Here is a 17,562-nt window from a genome sequence, read left to right as displayed (position 1 = left end):
CACAGGGAAGCCCGAGCCTAGCGCAGCCGATGCTCAGGCGGTGTGTGGGCCCTGCCAGCCACGTTCGCGTGCCAGCGAATGGATCACTTCGGTGATGTCGCGCGCGAAATCGGCCATGTCGAACAGGCCGCTGTCCTGGCGCCGGTGTACCAGCGTGGCACGCGCCGCCTGCAGCGCGGCCGGATCGTTGCCGAGCCGAACGGCGGTGGCCACGAACGCCGCGTCATCGGGCACGTTGAAGTCGTGCATGCCCAGATGATGGTTGAGGCTGCCCGCCACGCGCGAGGCGAACGTCGCGCCGGGGCAGGTCAGCACCGGGCAACCGGCCCACAGTGCATCGGAGGCGGTGGTGTGGGCGTTGTACGGGTGCGTGTCCAAGAACAGATCGGCGTGCTGATAACGCGCCAGGTACTCCGGGTGGGGCAGGCGCGGCATGAACACCAGGCGCGCCGGATCCAGCTGTGCCTGGCGTGCCGCGCTGCGCAGCCGCGCATCGGCATTGCCCGGGCCGGACAGCAGCCACAGCACGCTGCCGGGTACGCCCTGCAGCACCGCGAACAGCCGCTGCATGCTGCGCGGGTTGAGCTTGTAGCTGTTGTTGAAGCAGCACAGCACCACGCCCTGCGCAGGCAGGCCGCAGTCCTCCCGCGAAGGCACCGGTTCCAGCGCACGCGTGTTGTCCGAGGGCTGGAACGCGCGCGGCAGACGCCGCGCGTTCTCACTGAAGGCCGGTGCCAGCGCCTCGGGCAGCACGAAGGCATCGGCCAGCACATGATCGATCCAGGGCGCGCCGGAGGTGCCCGGGTAGGCCAGCCAGTTGACCTGCACCGGGGCCGGGCGCATCGCCAGTACCTGCGGGGTGCCGCCGCCGCCCCAGCCGCGCAGATCGAACAGCACATCGATGCCTGCATCGCGGATGCGGCGTGCGATCACCTGATGTGGATGCGCGCTGACATCGTGCAGTGTGGTCGCCGCCTGCTGCAGGCGCGCACGGATGCTGCTGCCGTCATCGGCGTTGAGCGCGAACAGATGCAGTTCCAGCATGCCCAGCGCGCGCAGCTGCTCGAACAGCGCGACGGTCAGCAGGCCGGTCGGATGCGCGCCGAAGCCGTTGGAAAGGAAACCGACCTTGAGCGTGCCGTGCGCGCGCACCGTGGCCGGCGGCAACCGCGGGATGCCCTCGGCCAGCGTCGCCGCACGCTGCCGCGCACAGGCCAGCTGCTCGGCGGCGCTGCTGTCTTCGCTGAGGAAGGCGAACGGCTCGACCACGGCCTGGCCCTGCGCGACGGCCTGGCGGACCTGCGCCGACAGCCGCTCCAGATCGCGCCAGTCGCACAGGCGGCGCTGCCAGTTGAGCAGCTGCGCGGTGATGTAGGGTTCGCCCGGCAGCAGACGGTGCGCATGGCGATACGCATCGGCGGCCGCTTCGGGCTGACCGGCATCTTCCAGTGCGTGGCCGAGCCACAGGGTGATGCCGGGATGGTGTGGGGCGCGGTCCGCCGCCTGGCGCAGCAGCGTGGCGGCTTCGCCATGGCGGCCCTGCATCCAGCGCGCGCGCCCCAGCCGGGCCAGCGCCTCGGGATGGTCGCCGCGCAGCTGCAGCGCGCGCGTGGCGGCCTGTTCGCCAGCGCGCACATCGCCGGCTTCCAGCTCGGCATCCGCCAGCATCACCCACGCAATGAAATCGGCCGGTTGCCGCTGCACGGCCTGACGCAGCTGCAGACGCTGTGGATCGCCACTCATCGCGGCCGCCCCGCGGCGATCATGCTCAGCTGCCTTCCGCGAGTCGGGCCAGCTCGTCGGCCTGGTGTTCGTGGGTCAGGCGGCTCACCAGCGCATCGAGATCGCCGGTCAGGATGTTGGGCAGGTCATACAGGGTCAGGCCTTCCACGCGGTGGTCGGTGATCCGGCCCTGCGGGAAGCTGTAGGTGCGGATGCGCTGGCTGCGGTCGCCACTGCCGACCTGAAGGCGGCGGCTTTCGGCCTGGGCGGCGGCCTGCTTGCTGCGCTCGGTATCCAGCAGCTGCGCCTTGAGGCGTTTCATTGCCTTGTCGCGGTTGGCGTGCTGGCTGCGCTCGGTCTGGCATTCCACCACCACGCCAGTGGGCAGGTGGGTGATGCGGATGGCCGATTCGGTCTTGTTGACGTGCTGGCCGCCCGCGCCGGAGGAGCGGTAGGTGTCCACGCGCAGGTCGGCCGGGTTGATCACCACGTCCTCGACGTCGTCCGCCTCGGGAATGATCGCCACCGTCGCGGCGGAGGTATGGATGCGGCCCTGCGATTCGGTCGCCGGCACGCGCTGCACGCGGTGCGTGCCCGATTCGAACTTCAGCCGCGAGAACGCGCCACGGCCGACCACGCGCGCCACGACTTCCTTGTAGCCGCCGTGTTCGCCGGGGTTGTCCGATTCGATTTCGACTTTCCAGCCCTGGCGCTCGGCATAGCGGGCATACATGCGGAACAGATCGCCGGCGAAGATCGCCGCCTCGTCACCGCCGGTGCCGGCGCGCACTTCCAGGAACAGGTTGCCGTCATCGCGCGGATCGCGCGGCACCAGCAGCAGAGCCAGTTCCTCGTCCAGCTGCTGCAGGCGCTGCTGCGCGGCGGTGATTTCCTCGTCGGCCAGCTCGCGCAGGTCCGGGTCTTCGCGCATCGCTTCGGCGGCGGCGAGGTCGGCCTTGGCACGGGCTTCGTCAGCCAGTGCGTTGGCGACCGGCTCCAGCTGCGAGAACTCGCGCGACAGCGCGCGGAACCGGTCGTTGTCACCCACCACGGCGGGGTCGGACAACAGGCGTTCAAGTTCTTCGCGGCGCTCGGCCAGCGCTTCCAGCTTACGGCGCAGGGTCGGCGTCATCGTTCTTCGCTACATCGGTACGCACGGCAGGGTGCTGGTACCCCGGCTTGGCCGGGAACAGGCGCTCGGCGGCGCGGGTGAGTTCAGTATCGCCGCTGAGCGCAGCCGCGCGCAGGGCGGCGGTGGGCGGGTGCAGCAGGCGGTTGGTCAGGCCGTGCGCGAGCAGCTCGAGCACTTCCTCGGGTGATTTGCCGTGGGCCAGCTGCTGGCGGGCCTTCTCCAGCATCTCCACGCGGGTTGCTTCGCCATAGGCGCGCAGCTGCCGCAGCGGCGCCTGGTGCACGCTGGCCTGCAGGGTCTCCACGAAGCGGGCAACCTGCAGCTCGATGATCGCTTCGGCCTCGGCCGCGGCTTCCCGGCGGCTGCGGCGGTTGTCTTCGACCGCGCGCTCCAGGTCATCCACGGTGTACAGGAAGGCGTCGGCCAGTTCGCCCACGCCGGCCTCGATATCACGCGGCACGGCCAGATCGAACAGCAGCATCGGTTTGTGTTTGCGGCTCTTCAGCGCGGCAGCCACGTGGGCACGGGTGATCACCGGCTCACGCGCTGCCGTGGCCGAGAACACCACGTCGGCCTCACCCAGATGACGGTCCAGTTCGCTCAGCGGCAAGGCCACACCGCCGTGGCGGCTGGCCAGCTCCTGCGCATGGGCAAGGGTGCGGTTGGCGATCAACAACCGGCGCACGCGCCCCTCGCTGAGGTGGCGCGCGGCCAGCTCGATGGTTTCGCCGGCGCCGACCAGCAGCACGGTGGAATCTTCCAGTCGCGCGAACGAGTTCTGCGCCAGGCGCACCGCGGTGGAGGCCACCGAGACCGGATTGGCGCCCACGCGGGTATCGGTGCGGGCGCGCTTGGCCACCGAGAAGGTCTGCTGGAACAACCGGTCCAGGCGCTGGCCGAGCAGGCCGTGATCGCGCGCGAGAGCCCAGGCATCTTTCACCTGGCCCAGGATCTGCGGCTCGCCCAGCACCATCGAGTCCAGTCCGGTGGCGACCCGGAACAGGTGGCGGACCGCATCGGCGTCGGCGTGCTGGTAGAGGTACCCATGCAAGGTGCCAGCGTGCGACTCCAGCCACTGCGCCAGTGCATCACCGGATTCGGCCACCGCGTACAGCTCGGTGCGGTTGCAGGTGGAGAGCAGGACCGCCTCGGCCACCTGTGGGGTATCGCGCAGCGACGCCAATGCCTGGGGCAGGGCGTCGCCGCCAAAGGAGGCGCGTTCGCGCAGTTCCACTGGCGCGGTCTGGTGATTCAGTCCGAGCACCCACAGGGTCATTGTTCAGTTGCTTGCGATAAGCTGCTGGCCATTCAAGTCGTCATTTTAAGGCTCAGATGCCCCCGATGCCCGCATTGATTCGCATCTCCAGCGTTCTGCTGCTGTCTTTGTTCACCGCCAACGCCCTGGCCGCCCCCCCGGCAGCCCCGGCGAAGGCCAAGAGCAGCGCGGCCGAGGCGGTCCCCCTGGCCCCGGTCATGGCGGGCGAATTCGCCCTGCAGGCAGGCAAACTGGGCGACGCCGCACGCTGGTACCTGGAAGCGGCCGAGGCCAGTGAAGGCGATGCCGGCCTGGCCGAGCGCGCCTCCCGGATCGCCATGCTGGCCAACGATGACAAGCGCGCCGCCCGCGCGCTGGCCCTGTGGGAGCAGCGTGCGCCGCGCTCACTGGCCATGCGCAGCAGCACCGCCGCGCTGGACATGCGCCAGAACAAGGTGAAGGCCGCCCGCACCGAGCTGCAGGCGCTGCTCAAGGATCCTGATCCGACCGCGTGGAAGTTCGCGATCGGCGCCCTGATCAGCGGTGGCAGTGATCCCAAGGTCCCCGCCCAAGTGCTGGGCGAGCTGGTGGATGCCAATGCCATCCCTGACCGGCTGGAGGTCTGGCAGGAGTTCGGCCGCCTGGCGATGCGCATGGAACAGCCCGAGCTGGCCCGGCGCATGGTCGATGAGGTGGTCAAACGCTTCCCGGATGAGCCGCGCGTGGCCCTGCTGCATGCCAGCCAGCTCAACCAGGCCGGCAAGACCGACGAGGCGCTGGCCCTGTTGAAGGGCGTGGAGCCCAAGACGACGCAGGACCCCGAGTTGCGCAACGCGGTGGCCATCTCCTACGACCTGATGGGTCAGCCCGCCGCGGCCGAGCGCGTGTTGGCGGTCGGCCCGCAGGATGTGCAGACCTATGGCATGCGGGCCTCGCTGCTGGCCAAGCAGAAAGACGATCCCGGCCTGCTGGCCCTGTATACCGAACTCTCCCGGAAGGCGACCAAGCCGGATCCGGCCCAGCGCCTGCTGCTGGGCAAGATCGCCGAGTACCTCAAGCGCTACGAGGAAGCGGTCAACTGGTACCACAGCGTGCCCGGTGGCCCGGAGCGCGATGAGTCGCGCCTGCGGGCGGCCAATGCACAGAACGAACTGGGCCGCACCGACAAGGCGCTGGCCGAAGTGCACGCGATCCAGTCCGATGCGACCGTCGATGACGATGCCCGCCGTGATGCCTACCTGTTGGAGGCAGAGCTGCGCCAGCGAGGCAACGACGATGCCGGCGAACTGGACGCGCTGGCCCGTGGCCTGGCCGCCTACCCGGATGAAAACGCGCTGCTGTATGCCCGCGCGCTGGCCTGGGAGCGCCGCGACGACATCCCGCGCGCCGAGGCCGACCTGCGCAAGGTGCTGGTCACCGATCCGGAAAACATCGCCGCGCTCAACGCGCTCGGCTACACCCTGGCCGACCGCACGCAGCGCTATCAGGAAGCCTTGGAGCTGATCGACCGCGCGCGCGTGGCCGAGCCGGACAACGCCGCCATCGTCGACAGTTACGGCTGGGTGCTGTATCGCCTGGGCCGCAACGAAGAAGCACTGGTGCAGCTGCGTCGCGCGTGGACCCTGGCCAAGGATGCGGAGATCGCCGCGCATGTGGGCGAGGTGTTGTGGGTGTTGAACAAGAAGGACGAGGCGCGCCACTTCTTTGAAGAGGCCCGCAAGCTCGACCCGGACAACCGCGCCCTGCAGCGCGTGATCGAGAAATACGGCGTATGAATCTGTTATCCCTGAAGGCCGCGTTCGCCGCGGCCGTGGCGTTGTCGCTCTCCGCCTGTGTGTCGCTGGATGAGCGCAAAGCGCCGTCCGCCCCGACCGTGGTCACCGCGGTATCGGCCGCTGCGCAACAGGCAGAGGCAGAGCGCGTTGCGGCCGTGCGTGCGCAGCCGGCCTGGTCCTTCCAGGGTCGGGTGGCGATCAGCAAAGGCCGCAATGGCGGCAGCGGCCGCATCGACTGGCAGCAGCAGGCGGCCGGCTATGTGGTCGAGCTCAGCGCGCCGGTCACCCGGCAAAGCTGGAAGCTGACCGGCGACAGCCATCACGAGGGCGGCCGTCTGGAAGGCCTGGAAGGCGGCACGCGCGAAGGCGAGGATGCCCAGCAGGTCCTGCTGGAGGCCACCGGCTGGGACATCCCCGTCAACCAGCTGCCGGACTGGGTGCGCGGTCTGGTCGCCGATGCTGCCCCGGCCGAGTTGATCGAGCGCGACGGCGAGGGGCGCCCGCGTCGCCTCCAGCAGATGGGCTGGGAGATCCAGTACCTGGATTGGTACCCGGCCGACGTCGGTCGTCCGGTGCTCCCGCGCCGGATTGAAGCGGTCAATGGTGACGCGAAGGTCCGCCTGGTGGTCGACAGCTGGGTGCTGGCCGGCCCATGAGTACGCTGGATGCGTTCGACGGCGGGTCGACCTGGCCGGCCCCGGCCAAGCTGAACCTGTTTCTGCACATCACCGGCCGCCGTCCGGATGGCTACCATCAGCTCCAGACCGTGTTCCGCCTGCTCGACTGGGGCGATCGGATCCATCTGCGCGTGCGCGACGATGGCGGGATCAGGCGTGAAGGCATCTCCGTGGCCGGCGTTGCCGAGTCCGATGATCTGGCCATTCGCGCGGCACACCTGTTGAAAAATGCGGCGAACGTCTCTCAAGGTGTCGACATCGGCATCCAAAAAGTCGTCCCGGCGGGTGGTGGCTTCGGGGGCGGTTCGTCTGATGCCGCCACCGTACTGGTCGCGCTCAACCGCCTGTGGCGCGCCGGCTTGGACGTGGATGCGCTGGCCGCGCTGGGCCTGCAGCTCGGTGCGGACGTGCCGGTCTTCGTGCGCGGGCACAACGCCTGGGCCGAAGGCGTGGGTGAACTGCTCACCCCGATCGCCCTGCCACCGGCGTGGTTCGTACTGGTCCACCCGGGCGTTCACGTGCCGACGCCCGCACTTTTCGCATCACCGGATTTGACGCGGGATGCCCCAGTGGCGAAAATAGCGGACTTCGCTTCCGGGTCTTTGCTCGGGAATGCGTTCGAGCCGGTCCTGCGCCGTCGCGAACCTGCCGTAGAGGCAGTGCTCGCAGCGTTGAGCAGTATCGGCCGGGCACGACTCACCGGGTCGGGAAGCGGTTGTTTCGTCGAGTTCGCCACGCGCGCTGCTGCAGAGCAGGGCCTGGCGCAATTGCCGAAGGAACTGCGGGCATGGGTGGCTGCGGGCGTGGAGCGCTCGCCACTGCTTGATGTACTCGAGCGTTACTGATTTTGATGCAGGGGCGTCGCCAAGAGGCCCAAGGCACCAGGTTTTGATCCTGGCATTCGGAGGTTCGAATCCTCCCGCCCCTGCCACTAGCGGATATCTGCCGCGACTCCATGCGCATGTCTGCGCGGGCGCGGTGAATACGCCGCAGTGTTGTCACCGCAGACACCCTCGGGTGCCGGCGGCCCAGTTCTCCGCCAATCGCTCCCGCCCGAGACCGTCATGATGCAAGAACACCCCAACCTGCTGGTATTTTCCGGCAACGCCAACAAGCGCCTTGCGCAGAGCATCTGCAAGGAACTGGGGGTGCGGCCTGGCAAGGCATTGGTGTCGCGCTTCTCCGATGGTGAAGTGCAGGTCGAGATCGAGGAAAACGTCCGTAAGCAGGACGTCTTCGTCATCCAGCCGACGTGCGCACCCAGCGCCGAGAACCTGATGGAACTGCTGGTCCTGATCGATGCGCTCAAGCGCGCCTCGGTCAACAGTGTCACCGCCGTGGTGCCGTATTTCGGTTACTCGCGCCAGGATCGCCGCATGCGCTCCTCGCGCGTGCCGATCACCGCCAAGGTGGCCGCAAAGATGTTCAGCGCTGTCGGGGCTGACCGGGTACTGACGGTGGATCTGCATGCCGATCAGATCCAGGGCTTCTTCGACATGCCGGTGGACAATGTGTACGCCTCGCCGCTGCTGCTCGCCGATATCTGGCGCGCCTACGGTACGGAAAACCTGATCGTGGTGTCCCCGGACGTGGGCGGTGTGGTGCGCGCGCGCGCCGTCGCCAAGCGCCTGGACGATGCCGATCTGGCGATCATCGACAAGCGCCGCCCGCGTGCCAACGTCTCCACCGTGATGAACATCATCGGTGACGTCGAGGGCAAGACCTGCGTGATGGTCGATGACATCGTCGATACCGCCGGCACCCTGTGTGCGGCTGCTGCCGCCCTGAAGGCGCGTGGCGCCCTCAAGGTTGCCGCGTACTGCACCCACGCCGTGCTCTCGGGCCCGGCGGTGGACAACATCAACAACTCCCAGCTCGATGAGCTGGTGGTGACCGACACCATCCCGCTGCGTGAAGAGGCGCGGGTGTGCAGCAAGATCCGCCAGCTCAGCGTGGCGGAAATGCTGGCCGAGACGATGCGCCGCATCGCCTTCGGCGAGTCGGTCAGCTCGCTGTACGTGGATTGATTTTTCCGACCGCCGGCAACGGCGGACGGGTTCCGGGGGCATCTGGTCGCGGATGTCTCCTCACCGCTTCGCCGCAGGGCGAGGCATCAACTGGTAGTAAAACAATGTCCAAGAATCATGAAATCAAGGTCACCGCTCGTGACGTGCAGGGCAAGGGTGCGAGCCGCCGCCTGCGTCACGCCGGCGTGATCCCGGCCGTCGTCTACGGCGGCGACGTCGCTCCGATCAACATCAACCTGGACCACAACCAGATCTGGCTGGCACAGCAGAACGAGTGGTTCTACTCGTCCATCCTGGACCTGAACCTGGACGGCCAGGTCACCAAGGTGCTGCTGCGTGACATGCAGCGCCACCCGTTCAAGCAGCTGATCATCCATCTGGATTTCCTGCGCGTGAACGAGAACGAAGCGCTGACCGCCAACGTCCCGCTGCACTTCATCAATGAAGACACCTCGGCTGCCGGCAAGGCTGCCGACGTCGTGGTCACCCACGAACTGAAGGAAGTGACCGTCACCTGCCTGCCGAAGGACCTGCCGGAATCGATCGACGTCGACCTGGCCGACCTGAAGGCTGGCGATGTGATCTACCTGTCGGACATCAAGCTGCCGAAGGGCGTCGAGATCCCGGCCCTGGCCCAGGGCAAGGACCATGACGATGCGATCGTCACCGCCAAGCTCGGCAAGGAAGAAGCTGCCGACGAAGCGCCGGCTGCAGAGTAAGTGATTGCGGCGCCTGTCCTTCGGGGCAGGCGCCGTTTCTGTATGTACCGGCACAGGGCTGGTACCGACGAAGAAGAGTAATGACAGGATTGCGATTGATCGTTGGTCTGGGCAATCCCGGACCCGAGCACGCCCAGACCCGGCACAATGCCGGGTTTCGTTTCATTGACGCCCTGGTCGCACAGGCCGGCGCGCGCTGGAGCGTGGACAGCAAGTTGTTCGGCGAGACCGCCAAGGTCGACATCGCCGGCCAGCCGGTATGGCTGCTCAAGCCTGCCACCTTCATGAACCTCAGTGGCAAATCGGTCACCGCGGCACAGCGTTTCTGGAAGATCGAGCCGGAGGAAACCCTGCTGGCGCACGACGAACTGGATCTGCCGCCCGGCGTGGCGCGGCTCAAGTTCGATGGCGGCCACGGCGGCCAGAACGGCCTGCGCGACACCATCCGTCTGTTGGGCCACGGCAGATTCCACCGCCTGCGCATCGGCATCGGCCATCCCGGCCACAAGGACCGCGTGGTCCCGTGGGTGCTGGGGCGTGCCAGCAAGGATGATGATGTGCTGATCGGTCATGCCATCGAAGATGCGATCGACGTGCTGCCGCTGGCGGTATCCGGCGATTACAGTGAGGCGATGAAGCGCCTCCACACCCCGAAATAACCACGGTGTACCGACCAACGGTCGGTACCTACCACCCCAGAGGTTGTCAAAGATGGGTATCAAATGCGGCATCGTCGGTCTGCCCAACGTCGGCAAATCGACCCTGTTCAATGCGCTGACCAAGGCGGGCATCGCGGCGGCCAACTTCCCGTTCTGCACGATCGAACCGAACGTCGGCATCGTGCCGGTGCCGGATCCGCGCCTGAACGAACTGGCCGCCATCATCAACCCGCAGAAGGTCATCCCGACCGCGGTGGAGTTCGTCGACATCGCCGGCCTCGTCGCCGGCGCGGCCAGTGGTGAAGGCCTGGGCAACAAGTTCCTGGCCCACATCCGCGAAGTGGATGCGATCACCCACGTGGTGCGCTGCTTCGAGAATGCCGACGTCATCCACGTCAACAACAAGGTCGACCCGCTGTCGGATATCGACACCATCGATACCGAACTGGCCCTGGCCGATCTGGACAGCGTCGAGAAGGCGCTGAACCGCGCCGAGCGCGCTGCCAAGGGTGGCGACAAGGAAGCGGCGGCCCGCAAGCCGGTGCTGGCCAAACTGCAGGCCGCACTGGCCGACGGCAAGGCCGGTCGTACGGCCGGCCTGGACGAGGAAGAAAAGGCGCTGGTCCGTGACCTGTTCCTGCTGACCCTCAAGCCGGTGATGTACATCGCCAACGTGCTGGAAGACGGCTTCGAGAACAACCCGCACCTGGACGCCGTGCGCGCCCGTGCCGCCGAGGAAGGCGCGCAGGTGGTGCCGGTGTCGGCCGCGATCGAAGAAGAGCTGTCCCAGCTCGACGACGAAGACCGCGATACCTTCCTGGCCGACCTGGGCCTGTCCGAGCCGGGCTTGAACCGCGTGATCTACGCCGCGTACCAGCTGCTGGGTCTGCAGACCTATTTCACCGCTGGCGTGAAGGAAGTCCGCGCCTGGACCGTGCGCAAGGGTGCCACCGCCCCGCAGGCCGCTGCCGTGATCCACACCGACTTCGAGAAGGGCTTCATCCGCGCCGAAACCATCGCGTATGACGACTTCATCAAGTACAAGGGCGAAGCCGGTGCCAAGGAAGCGGGCCGTCTGCGCCTGGAAGGCAAGGAATACCGTGTCCAGGAAGGCGACATCCTGCACTTCCGCTTCAACGTCTGATTCCGTCGCACGTTGAGGTCCGCAACGCCCCGCCTTGAGCGGGGCGTTTGCGTTTGTGGCGGGTGCATTCCACGCCAGAAATGGGCTGGATAAAAAATGACCAGGCATCGAAACACTTGCCTGGTATGCCTCCGCCTCACTTGTCCACAACAAACCCCCACGCCTCTCCACGCACCATGTGGAAAACCCGCGCGCGGTAGTGCCGGCCGCTGGCCGGCAACCCATCTGACCCGCCCGCAAGCGAGATGGACAATTTCTGACCACCGCTGAAAACCGTTGCAGTGCATCGCTCACACAGGGTTGTCCACAGCAAACCCCCATCGCTTTCCACGGTGTGTGTGGAAAACCGCGATGGACGCCTGGACAAAAAATCACCACAGCCTGAAAGCACTGCGCTGCATGGCTTGCATGCACTTGTCCACACCAAACCCCCATGGCTTTCCACGCCGCATGTGGAAAACAAAGACAGCGCACCCGGCAACGGGTGACGCCGACCAGCGACCGCAGAGCAAAAAAAAGGACGGAGGCACTGCCTCCGTCCTTGATCCCACCTGACCAGCGGAAGCGGCGCTTACAGCGCCGTACCGCCAAACTTGTGCGTGTACTGCAGATTGATCGTCCGGCCCACGGTGTCGAACCAGGACACGTCGTAGTACGGATACGGCGTATACGTCACATCCTTCGGCGGCAGCTTGTTGGCGATGTTGACCACCGACAGCGACAGGCGCGAATGATCATCGAAGCGGTACTGCAGCGAAACGTTGTAGCGGTAGGTCGCGCCGATCCACGGGCTGTCGCCGCTGTCCGGATCGAAACTCTGGTCGTAGCTGTCGTAGGTCGGCAGCTTGCCCAGGCGTGAACCGTACAGCGTCGCCGACCACGCCGCGTTCTCCCAGGTCACGCTCGCACTGGTCTTGGTGCGGGGAATGTCGAAACCGCTGTTGATGGCGAACTGGTCCTCGACCACATCGCCTTCAAACTGCTGGAAATCGTGCGTCTTCACCCAGGTGTGGTTGCCACTGAGGATGAAGTCACCGATCCCGGTGCTCAAGCGGTAGCGCAGGCCCACATCGATGCCGCGGGTCGTTTCGCGGGCGATGTTGATCGGGCTCACGTGCACGCCATACAGGCGGCCGTCGCTGGTGCGGGTAACCCGGCTGATGGCATCCACGCAGGTCGGCGACGCCGCGTCCGCGTCGCCCAGGCGGCAGGCCGCCTCGTCGCGCAGGATGGTGCTCACATCCATGTCCTGCACCTGGTCGCGCATGTCGATGTCGAACCAGTCCACCGACAGGTCCAGGCCCGCTGCCGGCGACCACACGAAGCCCGCGCTCCACGAGGTGCTGGTCTCCGGATCCAGCTGGCGGTTGCCCTCGCGGGTACGGATCAGGTTCTCCTCGTAATCCGAGCAGTCATCGCCGCCGTCCACCGCGCAGGTGTAGTAATCGTTGGCGCTGGTTTCATCATTGCCCGGGCCGGCATACACGTAGTGCAGGTCCGGCGCGCGGAACGCGGTGCCGTAGGAGCCGCGCACCAGCAGCGTATCGATCGGGCGCCACTCCAGGCCGCCGCTCCAGGTCGCCTTGCCGATCGTGTTGCCCGAATAACGGTACTGGTCGAAGCGGCCGGCCAGGCTGACGTTGAAGGTGTCATGCAGCGGCAGGCGCAGTTCGGCGGCGGTGGCCCAGCGGTTGCGGCTGCCGTGCCCGTCCGAATCCTTCCAGCTGTAGTAGTAGTACTGCGTGGCCAGCGGGTCCGGATTCAGTGCATAGGACTGATTGCCGAACTCGGCCGTCACGGCAAAGCCGGCCTTGCCGCCCGGCAGCTCGAACAACTCGCCGTTTGTCAGGGTCAACGCGGCCGTTTCCGTGCGCGACTTCGGCGTATAGGTGGTGCGCGCGGCGATCGAATCGTACTCGCTGCGGCTCAGCGGCCGGTACAGCCGCGCTGGATCGGCATTGAACACCGGGAACACGTTGTCATCGTCATCGGTGTACTCGCCCAGCTGCTCGCCCAGGAACAGCGCGTTGGCCTTGGCGGCGATGATCTGCGGCCAGCGGATGCTGGACTGGTACTGCGAGTGGCTCAGCGAGGCCTCGTATTCCCAGTCCGCACCGAGCGCGCCCTTGAAGCCGGTGGTCACGCTGAAGGTCTTCTGGGTGCTGCGCACCATGCCGTTGTTGAGTCCGCCCATTTCCTCGGGGGAGAACTGGCGCTGCCAGAACTCCACCTGGTCGGTGGCCTGGTTGTAGAAGTAGCCGTCCTCATTGCCGTCGGCGGCCATGCGGCCCCACTGGGTGACATCGCGCATCAGCGCCAGGTCGTGGTAACCCATCTGCACATCGGCGAACCATTCCGCGCCGTTGTCGAAGGCGTAGCGCAGCGAGGCATAGCCGTTGGCACCGCGGCGCTTGCTCAGGATCGTGCCGTAACCGATTGATTTGTCGCTGCCGCAGTAGAAGCCATACCGCGCCCGCTCGGCGTACTGGGTGCTGCCGTTGTTCTGGCCGGCCAGCGCATCGCAGGTGGCCTGGCCCGGGTCCAGGTAGTCGTCGTTGTAGTCGGTGCGCAGGTAGGCGCGGCGCAAGGCGCGGGCGCTCTCGGTCGGCGCGTCCAGCGTGGAATCCTGCTGGCCACGCTCATAGGCCCACAGCGGGGTCTGCGACTGCAGCTCCAGGCTGTAGACCGCGCTGAAACGGCCGGCGTCGAAGCCACTGGCGATGCTCATGTCGAAGGACTCACCACCGCCTTCGCTGGTGGTGCCCATGCGCATGTCGACCGTGGTGCCATCCACCTGCTTCTTCAGGATGAAGTTGACCACGCCGGCGATCGCGTCAGAACCATAGATCGCCGAGGCGCTGCCGGTCAGCACTTCGATGCGCTCGATCATCCCGATCGGGATGTTGGAGACGTCGGTGAAGTTGCTGCGGCCCTGGAAGGGCATCGGGAAATCGGCGATGCGGCGGCCGTTGACCAGCACCAGGGTGTGGTTGGGGCCGAGGCCGCGCAGGTCGACCTGCTGCGCACCGGGGGAGAAGTCCGCGCCGCTGGAGGACTGCTGGCTCTGGGTCTCACCGCCGTTCTGGGTCATCGAGCGCAGCACGTCCGGCACGCTGGTGAAGCCGCTGGCCTGGATCTGCTCGGCAGTGATGACGGTGACCGGGGCTGGCCCCTCCACCTGCGCGCGCGGAATGCGCGAGCCGGTGACCTGCACCGTATCCAGTTGCTGCACCCCGGGGGCGGGCGTCTGGGCACCCGCAGTTGCGGCCACACCCATCAACGCCAGCTGGATCGACCACGCCATCGCCTGTTTACGCATGAGAATTCTCGAGAAGAAAGTGTCGGCCTCAGGGGAAGCCTGTCCCCCATTCACATTTCGTGAATGGACGGCGCGCATTTAACGCCTTTTTTACGGGGTTGACCACTGCCAATTTCTCTGGCAAAGAGTGAAAGCGCTTACACACCCTTTTTGTTCAGGGAGGTCAATGTGCACAAGGGTTTCCGTCCGGTCCCGCTTCTGCTGTGGCTGTTGCTCTCAGCGGCGTCGCTCCCTCTCCATGCCCAGGATCCGCGGCCACTGAATGACCCCGGGTACCGCTATTACGAGGTCGGCGCCCTGGACGCGCCGCGGGCCAGCCACACCGAGCCGGCAATGATGCTGATGGGCGGCGGCAAATGGGTGCCGGCCGCCTTCCAATGGTGGTTGGATCGTGCAGGTCATGGCCGTGTGGTGATCCTGCGCGCCTCCGGCGCCGATGAGCTTCAGGACCGCCTTTACCGGGAGATCGGCGGGGTGGCCTCGGTGCAGACCCTGGTGTTCAACAGCCGCCGTGCCGCCGACGACCCGGCAGTGCTGGGCGTGATCGCTGCAGCCGATGCGATCTTCATCGCCGGCGGCGACCAGTCCCGCTACATCCGTTTCTGGAAGGGCACGGCAGTGAACGAGGCGCTCAACGCCCACGTCCGCGCAGGCCGTCCGATCGCCGGCACCAGTGCCGGCCTGGCCATCCTGGGCGGTTACAGCTACGGCGCCCTGGACGGCGGCAGCGTGACCTCCCGCCGCGCCCTGCGCGATCCGATGGGCGCGGCGGTCACCCTGGACACCGATTTCCTGACCATGCCGTATCTGGCCAACGTGGTCACCGATACCCATTTCGGGAAGCGCGACCGGCTCGGCCGCCTGATCGTGTTCGTGGCGCGGGCGGCCCAGCGCAGCGGGCTGCAGGACATGGTTGGCCTGGGGGTGGATGAGGACACCGCCTTGTGCGTAGAGGCCGATGGCACCGGCCGGGTGTTCAGCCGCGCTGGCGGCTATGCCTGGCTGGTCATGCCGCAACGCGCGGCCGATCGCCTGCGCGACGGCCAACCGCTGGATTTCCACGCCATCCCGGTGACCGGGGTGGGCGCGGCCAGTCGTCTCCATCTGGATGACTTCCAAGTGGAGGATGCCGCTTTCCAGGTCACGGCCGATATCCGTAAGGGACACCTGCAGCTGCGCCGGTAGATCCACGCCATGCGTGGATGCTGTTGAGCGTGTTGTGAGGGCACGGCCGCGCGCGTGGGTGGCCCGCCGCGCGTGCCATGATGAGGCCTCGTCCCTTGAGAGTGCCTGCCCATGTCGCGTTCTGCTGTGGTGGTGTTGTCGCTGTGCCTGTCGCTCCCGCTGGCCGCTGTCGCCGCCGAGCCTGTACTGGTGATACATGGCGGGGCAGGGGTGGAGCGCAAGGATCTGTCCCCAGCCGAGGAAAAGGCCGCGCGCGCTGCCTTGCAGCAGGCCTTGTTGAGAGGCCACGCCGCGCTGGCCGCCGGCAAGCCTGCGCTGGACGCGGTCACCGCCGCGATCACGGTGCTTGAGGACGATCCCACCTTCAATGCAGGCAAGGGTGCAGTGTTCACCCACGATGGCCGCAATGAACTCGATGCGTCACTGATGGATGGCGCCACGCTCAAGGCTGGCGCGGTGGCCGGGGTGCAGCGTGTGCGCAACCCGATCCAGCTCGCCGAAGCGGTGATGCAGCATTCCCCGCACGTGATGATGGTCGGGCAGGGCGCCGAGGCCTTTGCCACCAGCCAGGGCATCACCCTGGTGGATCCGTCCTACTTCCGCACCGACAAGCGCTGGCAGCAGCTGCAGAAAGCGCTGAAGGAAGAGGCCAGCGGGCAGGCGCACGCGGATCTGGAAACGGCGCGCCACTTCGGCACGGTCGGCGCGGTTGCACTCGACAAGGACGGCAAACTCGCCGCAGGCACGTCCACGGGTGGCATGACCAACAAACGCTACGGCCGCGTCGGCGATTCACCGATCATCGGTGCGGGCACCTACGCCGATGCGGGATGCGCCGTGTCGGGCACGGGCTGGGGTGAGTACTACATCCGCACGGCGGCCGCGCACGATATCTGCGCACGCATGCAGTACCTCAAGCAGGGGCCGGTGGAAGCCGGGCGTGCCGTGATCAACGAACGCATTCCCGCACTCGGCGGCGATGGCGGGGCGATCGTGCTCTCCGCCGACGGTCGCGCAGCGACGCCGTTCAACACCCAGGGCATGTATCGCGGCTGGATTGGGGTCGATGGCGTGCCACACGTGGCGATCTTCGCCAGCGAAACCCTGCCGTTGCCAGGCCAATAGCCTGTCCCGGCAAGGCTATTGCAGATTCGTGTGAAAAAATTCAAAAAGGTTGTTGACAGAACCCCCGTTTATCCCCAAAATTCACGGCTCTTCCACCCCACACCGAAAACGCTTCGGCGCCACGGGACAGGGTGGTAAGGAGGGATACCCAAGCGGCCAACGGGGGCAGACTGTAAATCTGCTGGCTTACGCCTTCGGTGGTTCGAATCCACCTCCCTCCACCAGTTTCATGTTGTGGCAAGAGCTTCCGATGCGGGAGTAGTTCAATGGTAGAACCTCAGCCTTCCAAGCTGATGGTGCGGGTTCGATCCCCGTCTCCCGCTCCATTGAATGAGTTTGAATATATTCAAATTCGTGCCATAATACAAAACTCGCTCACGTAGCTCAGTCGGTAGAGCACCTCCTTGGTAAGGAGGAGGTCGAAGGTTCGATTCCTTTCGTGAGCACCATCTAAGTGCTACCAATTCAGACGATTTCGAGATAAGCAGCCATGGCCAAGGGTAAGTTCGAGCGCACCAAGCCGCACGTCAATGTCGGCACCATCGGTCACGTTGACCACGGCAAGACCACGCTGACCGCCGCACTGACCAAGATCGGTGCCGAGCGCTTTGGCGGTGAGTTCAAGGACTACTCCGCGATCGACGCCGCGCCGGAAGAAAAGGCACGTGGCATCACGATCTCGACCGCGCACGTCGAATACGAATCCACCGAACGTCATTACGCCCACGTCGATTGCCCGGGCCATGCTGACTACGTCAAGAACATGATCACCGGTGCTGCCCAGATGGACGGCGCGATCCTGGTCTGTTCGGCTGCTGACGGC

Annotated in this window: 14 protein-coding genes and 4 tRNA genes; 14 read left to right on the top strand and 4 right to left on the bottom strand. The window is 66.3% G+C overall.

Annotation, left to right across the window (positions count from 1 at the left end; translation table 11 throughout):
* Positions 1–33 precede the first annotated feature (33 nt).
* The 3 genes from ABE464_RS11335 to hemA are packed head-to-tail and all read right to left on the bottom strand — an operon-like array spanning position 34 to position 4,130.
* Positions 34–1,743, bottom strand: coding sequence for a tetratricopeptide repeat protein (locus ABE464_RS11335; protein WP_346472032.1), 1,710 nt, complete (start codon positions 1,741–1,743; stop codon positions 34–36).
* 25 nt (positions 1,744–1,768) lie between these two features.
* Positions 1,769–2,854, bottom strand: coding sequence for a peptide chain release factor 1 (gene prfA / locus ABE464_RS11330; RefSeq protein ID WP_346472031.1), 1,086 nt, complete (start codon positions 2,852–2,854; stop codon positions 1,769–1,771).
* Positions 2,832–4,130 (bottom strand): glutamyl-tRNA reductase, encoded by a 1,299-nt coding sequence (hemA, locus tag ABE464_RS11325; RefSeq protein ID WP_346472030.1) that lies wholly within the window; start codon positions 4,128–4,130, stop codon positions 2,832–2,834. Before hemA ends, prfA begins: the two co-directional genes overlap by 23 nt.
* A 65-nt stretch (positions 4,131–4,195) precedes the next feature.
* Between hemA and ABE464_RS11320 the strand changes: the two genes are divergently transcribed.
* The 8 genes from ABE464_RS11320 to ychF all read left to right on the top strand — a co-directional run bounded on the left by ABE464_RS11320 (position 4,196) and on the right by ychF (position 11,110).
* Positions 4,196–5,884: a tetratricopeptide repeat protein gene (locus ABE464_RS11320; protein ID WP_346472029.1), complete on the top strand. Its 1,689-nt coding sequence runs from the start codon at positions 4,196–4,198 to the stop codon at positions 5,882–5,884.
* Positions 5,881–6,540, top strand: coding sequence for a lipoprotein insertase outer membrane protein LolB (gene lolB, locus ABE464_RS11315; RefSeq protein ID WP_346472028.1), 660 nt, complete (start codon positions 5,881–5,883; stop codon positions 6,538–6,540). Before ABE464_RS11320 ends, lolB begins: the two co-directional genes overlap by 4 nt.
* Positions 6,537–7,406, top strand: coding sequence for a 4-(cytidine 5'-diphospho)-2-C-methyl-D-erythritol kinase (gene ispE, locus ABE464_RS11310; RefSeq protein WP_346472027.1), 870 nt, complete (start codon positions 6,537–6,539; stop codon positions 7,404–7,406). Before lolB ends, ispE begins: the two co-directional genes overlap by 4 nt.
* Before the next feature lie 9 nt (positions 7,407–7,415).
* Positions 7,416–7,492 (top strand) — tRNA-Gln (locus ABE464_RS11305).
* Positions 7,493–7,628: 136 nt separating this feature from the next.
* Positions 7,629–8,588 carry a ribose-phosphate diphosphokinase gene (locus ABE464_RS11300; protein ID WP_026070235.1) on the top strand — a complete coding sequence of 320 codons (960 nt, stop codon included), beginning with the start codon at positions 7,629–7,631 and terminating at the stop codon, positions 8,586–8,588.
* Between the two features lie 104 nt (positions 8,589–8,692).
* The gene (locus ABE464_RS11295; protein WP_346472026.1) at positions 8,693–9,307 is read left to right on the top strand and encodes a 50S ribosomal protein L25/general stress protein Ctc; all 615 of its coding nucleotides are present in this window, start codon (positions 8,693–8,695) and stop codon (positions 9,305–9,307) included.
* A gap of 80 nt (positions 9,308–9,387) precedes the next feature.
* Positions 9,388–9,966 carry an aminoacyl-tRNA hydrolase gene (gene pth, locus ABE464_RS11290; protein WP_346472025.1) on the top strand — a complete coding sequence of 193 codons (579 nt, stop codon included), beginning with the start codon at positions 9,388–9,390 and terminating at the stop codon, positions 9,964–9,966.
* Positions 9,967–10,018: 52 nt separating this feature from the next.
* Positions 10,019–11,110: a redox-regulated ATPase YchF gene (gene ychF / locus ABE464_RS11285; protein WP_088434937.1), complete on the top strand. Its 1,092-nt coding sequence runs from the start codon at positions 10,019–10,021 to the stop codon at positions 11,108–11,110.
* A 571-nt stretch (positions 11,111–11,681) separates the two neighbouring features.
* Here the strand turns inward: ychF and ABE464_RS11280 are convergent.
* The gene (locus ABE464_RS11280) at positions 11,682–14,429 is read right to left on the bottom strand and encodes a TonB-dependent receptor (RefSeq protein ID WP_346472024.1); all 2,748 of its coding nucleotides are present in this window, start codon (positions 14,427–14,429) and stop codon (positions 11,682–11,684) included.
* 207 nt (positions 14,430–14,636) lie between these two features.
* Here ABE464_RS11280 and ABE464_RS11275 point away from each other — a divergent pair, with 207 nt between their 5' ends.
* The 6 genes from ABE464_RS11275 to ABE464_RS11250 all read left to right on the top strand — a co-directional run.
* Positions 14,637–15,614: a cyanophycinase gene (locus ABE464_RS11275; protein ID WP_346472220.1), complete on the top strand. Its 978-nt coding sequence runs from the start codon at positions 14,637–14,639 to the stop codon at positions 15,612–15,614.
* A 111-nt stretch (positions 15,615–15,725) separates the two neighbouring features.
* Positions 15,726–16,739: an isoaspartyl peptidase/L-asparaginase gene (locus ABE464_RS11270; protein WP_346472023.1), complete on the top strand. Its 1,014-nt coding sequence runs from the start codon at positions 15,726–15,728 to the stop codon at positions 16,737–16,739.
* Positions 16,740–16,877: 138 nt separating this feature from the next.
* Positions 16,878–16,963, top strand: a tRNA-Tyr gene (locus ABE464_RS11265).
* 28 nt (positions 16,964–16,991) lie between these two features.
* Positions 16,992–17,065, top strand: a tRNA-Gly gene (locus tag ABE464_RS11260).
* A gap of 47 nt (positions 17,066–17,112) precedes the next feature.
* A tRNA-Thr gene (locus ABE464_RS11255) sits at positions 17,113–17,188 on the top strand.
* Positions 17,189–17,229: 41 nt separating this feature from the next.
* Positions 17,230–17,562, top strand: a 333-nt coding sequence (locus ABE464_RS11250) for a GTP-binding protein (RefSeq protein WP_346472022.1), incomplete at its 3' end; no start/stop codon positions are given.

The sequence above is a fragment of the Stenotrophomonas sp. TWI587 genome (assembly GCF_039674145.1).
GTDB classification, from domain to species: domain Bacteria; phylum Pseudomonadota; class Gammaproteobacteria; order Xanthomonadales; family Xanthomonadaceae; genus Stenotrophomonas; species Stenotrophomonas maltophilia_AY.
The sequence above is the reverse complement of the archived record's forward strand: the minus strand, read 5'-3'. Positions and strand labels throughout refer to the sequence as shown.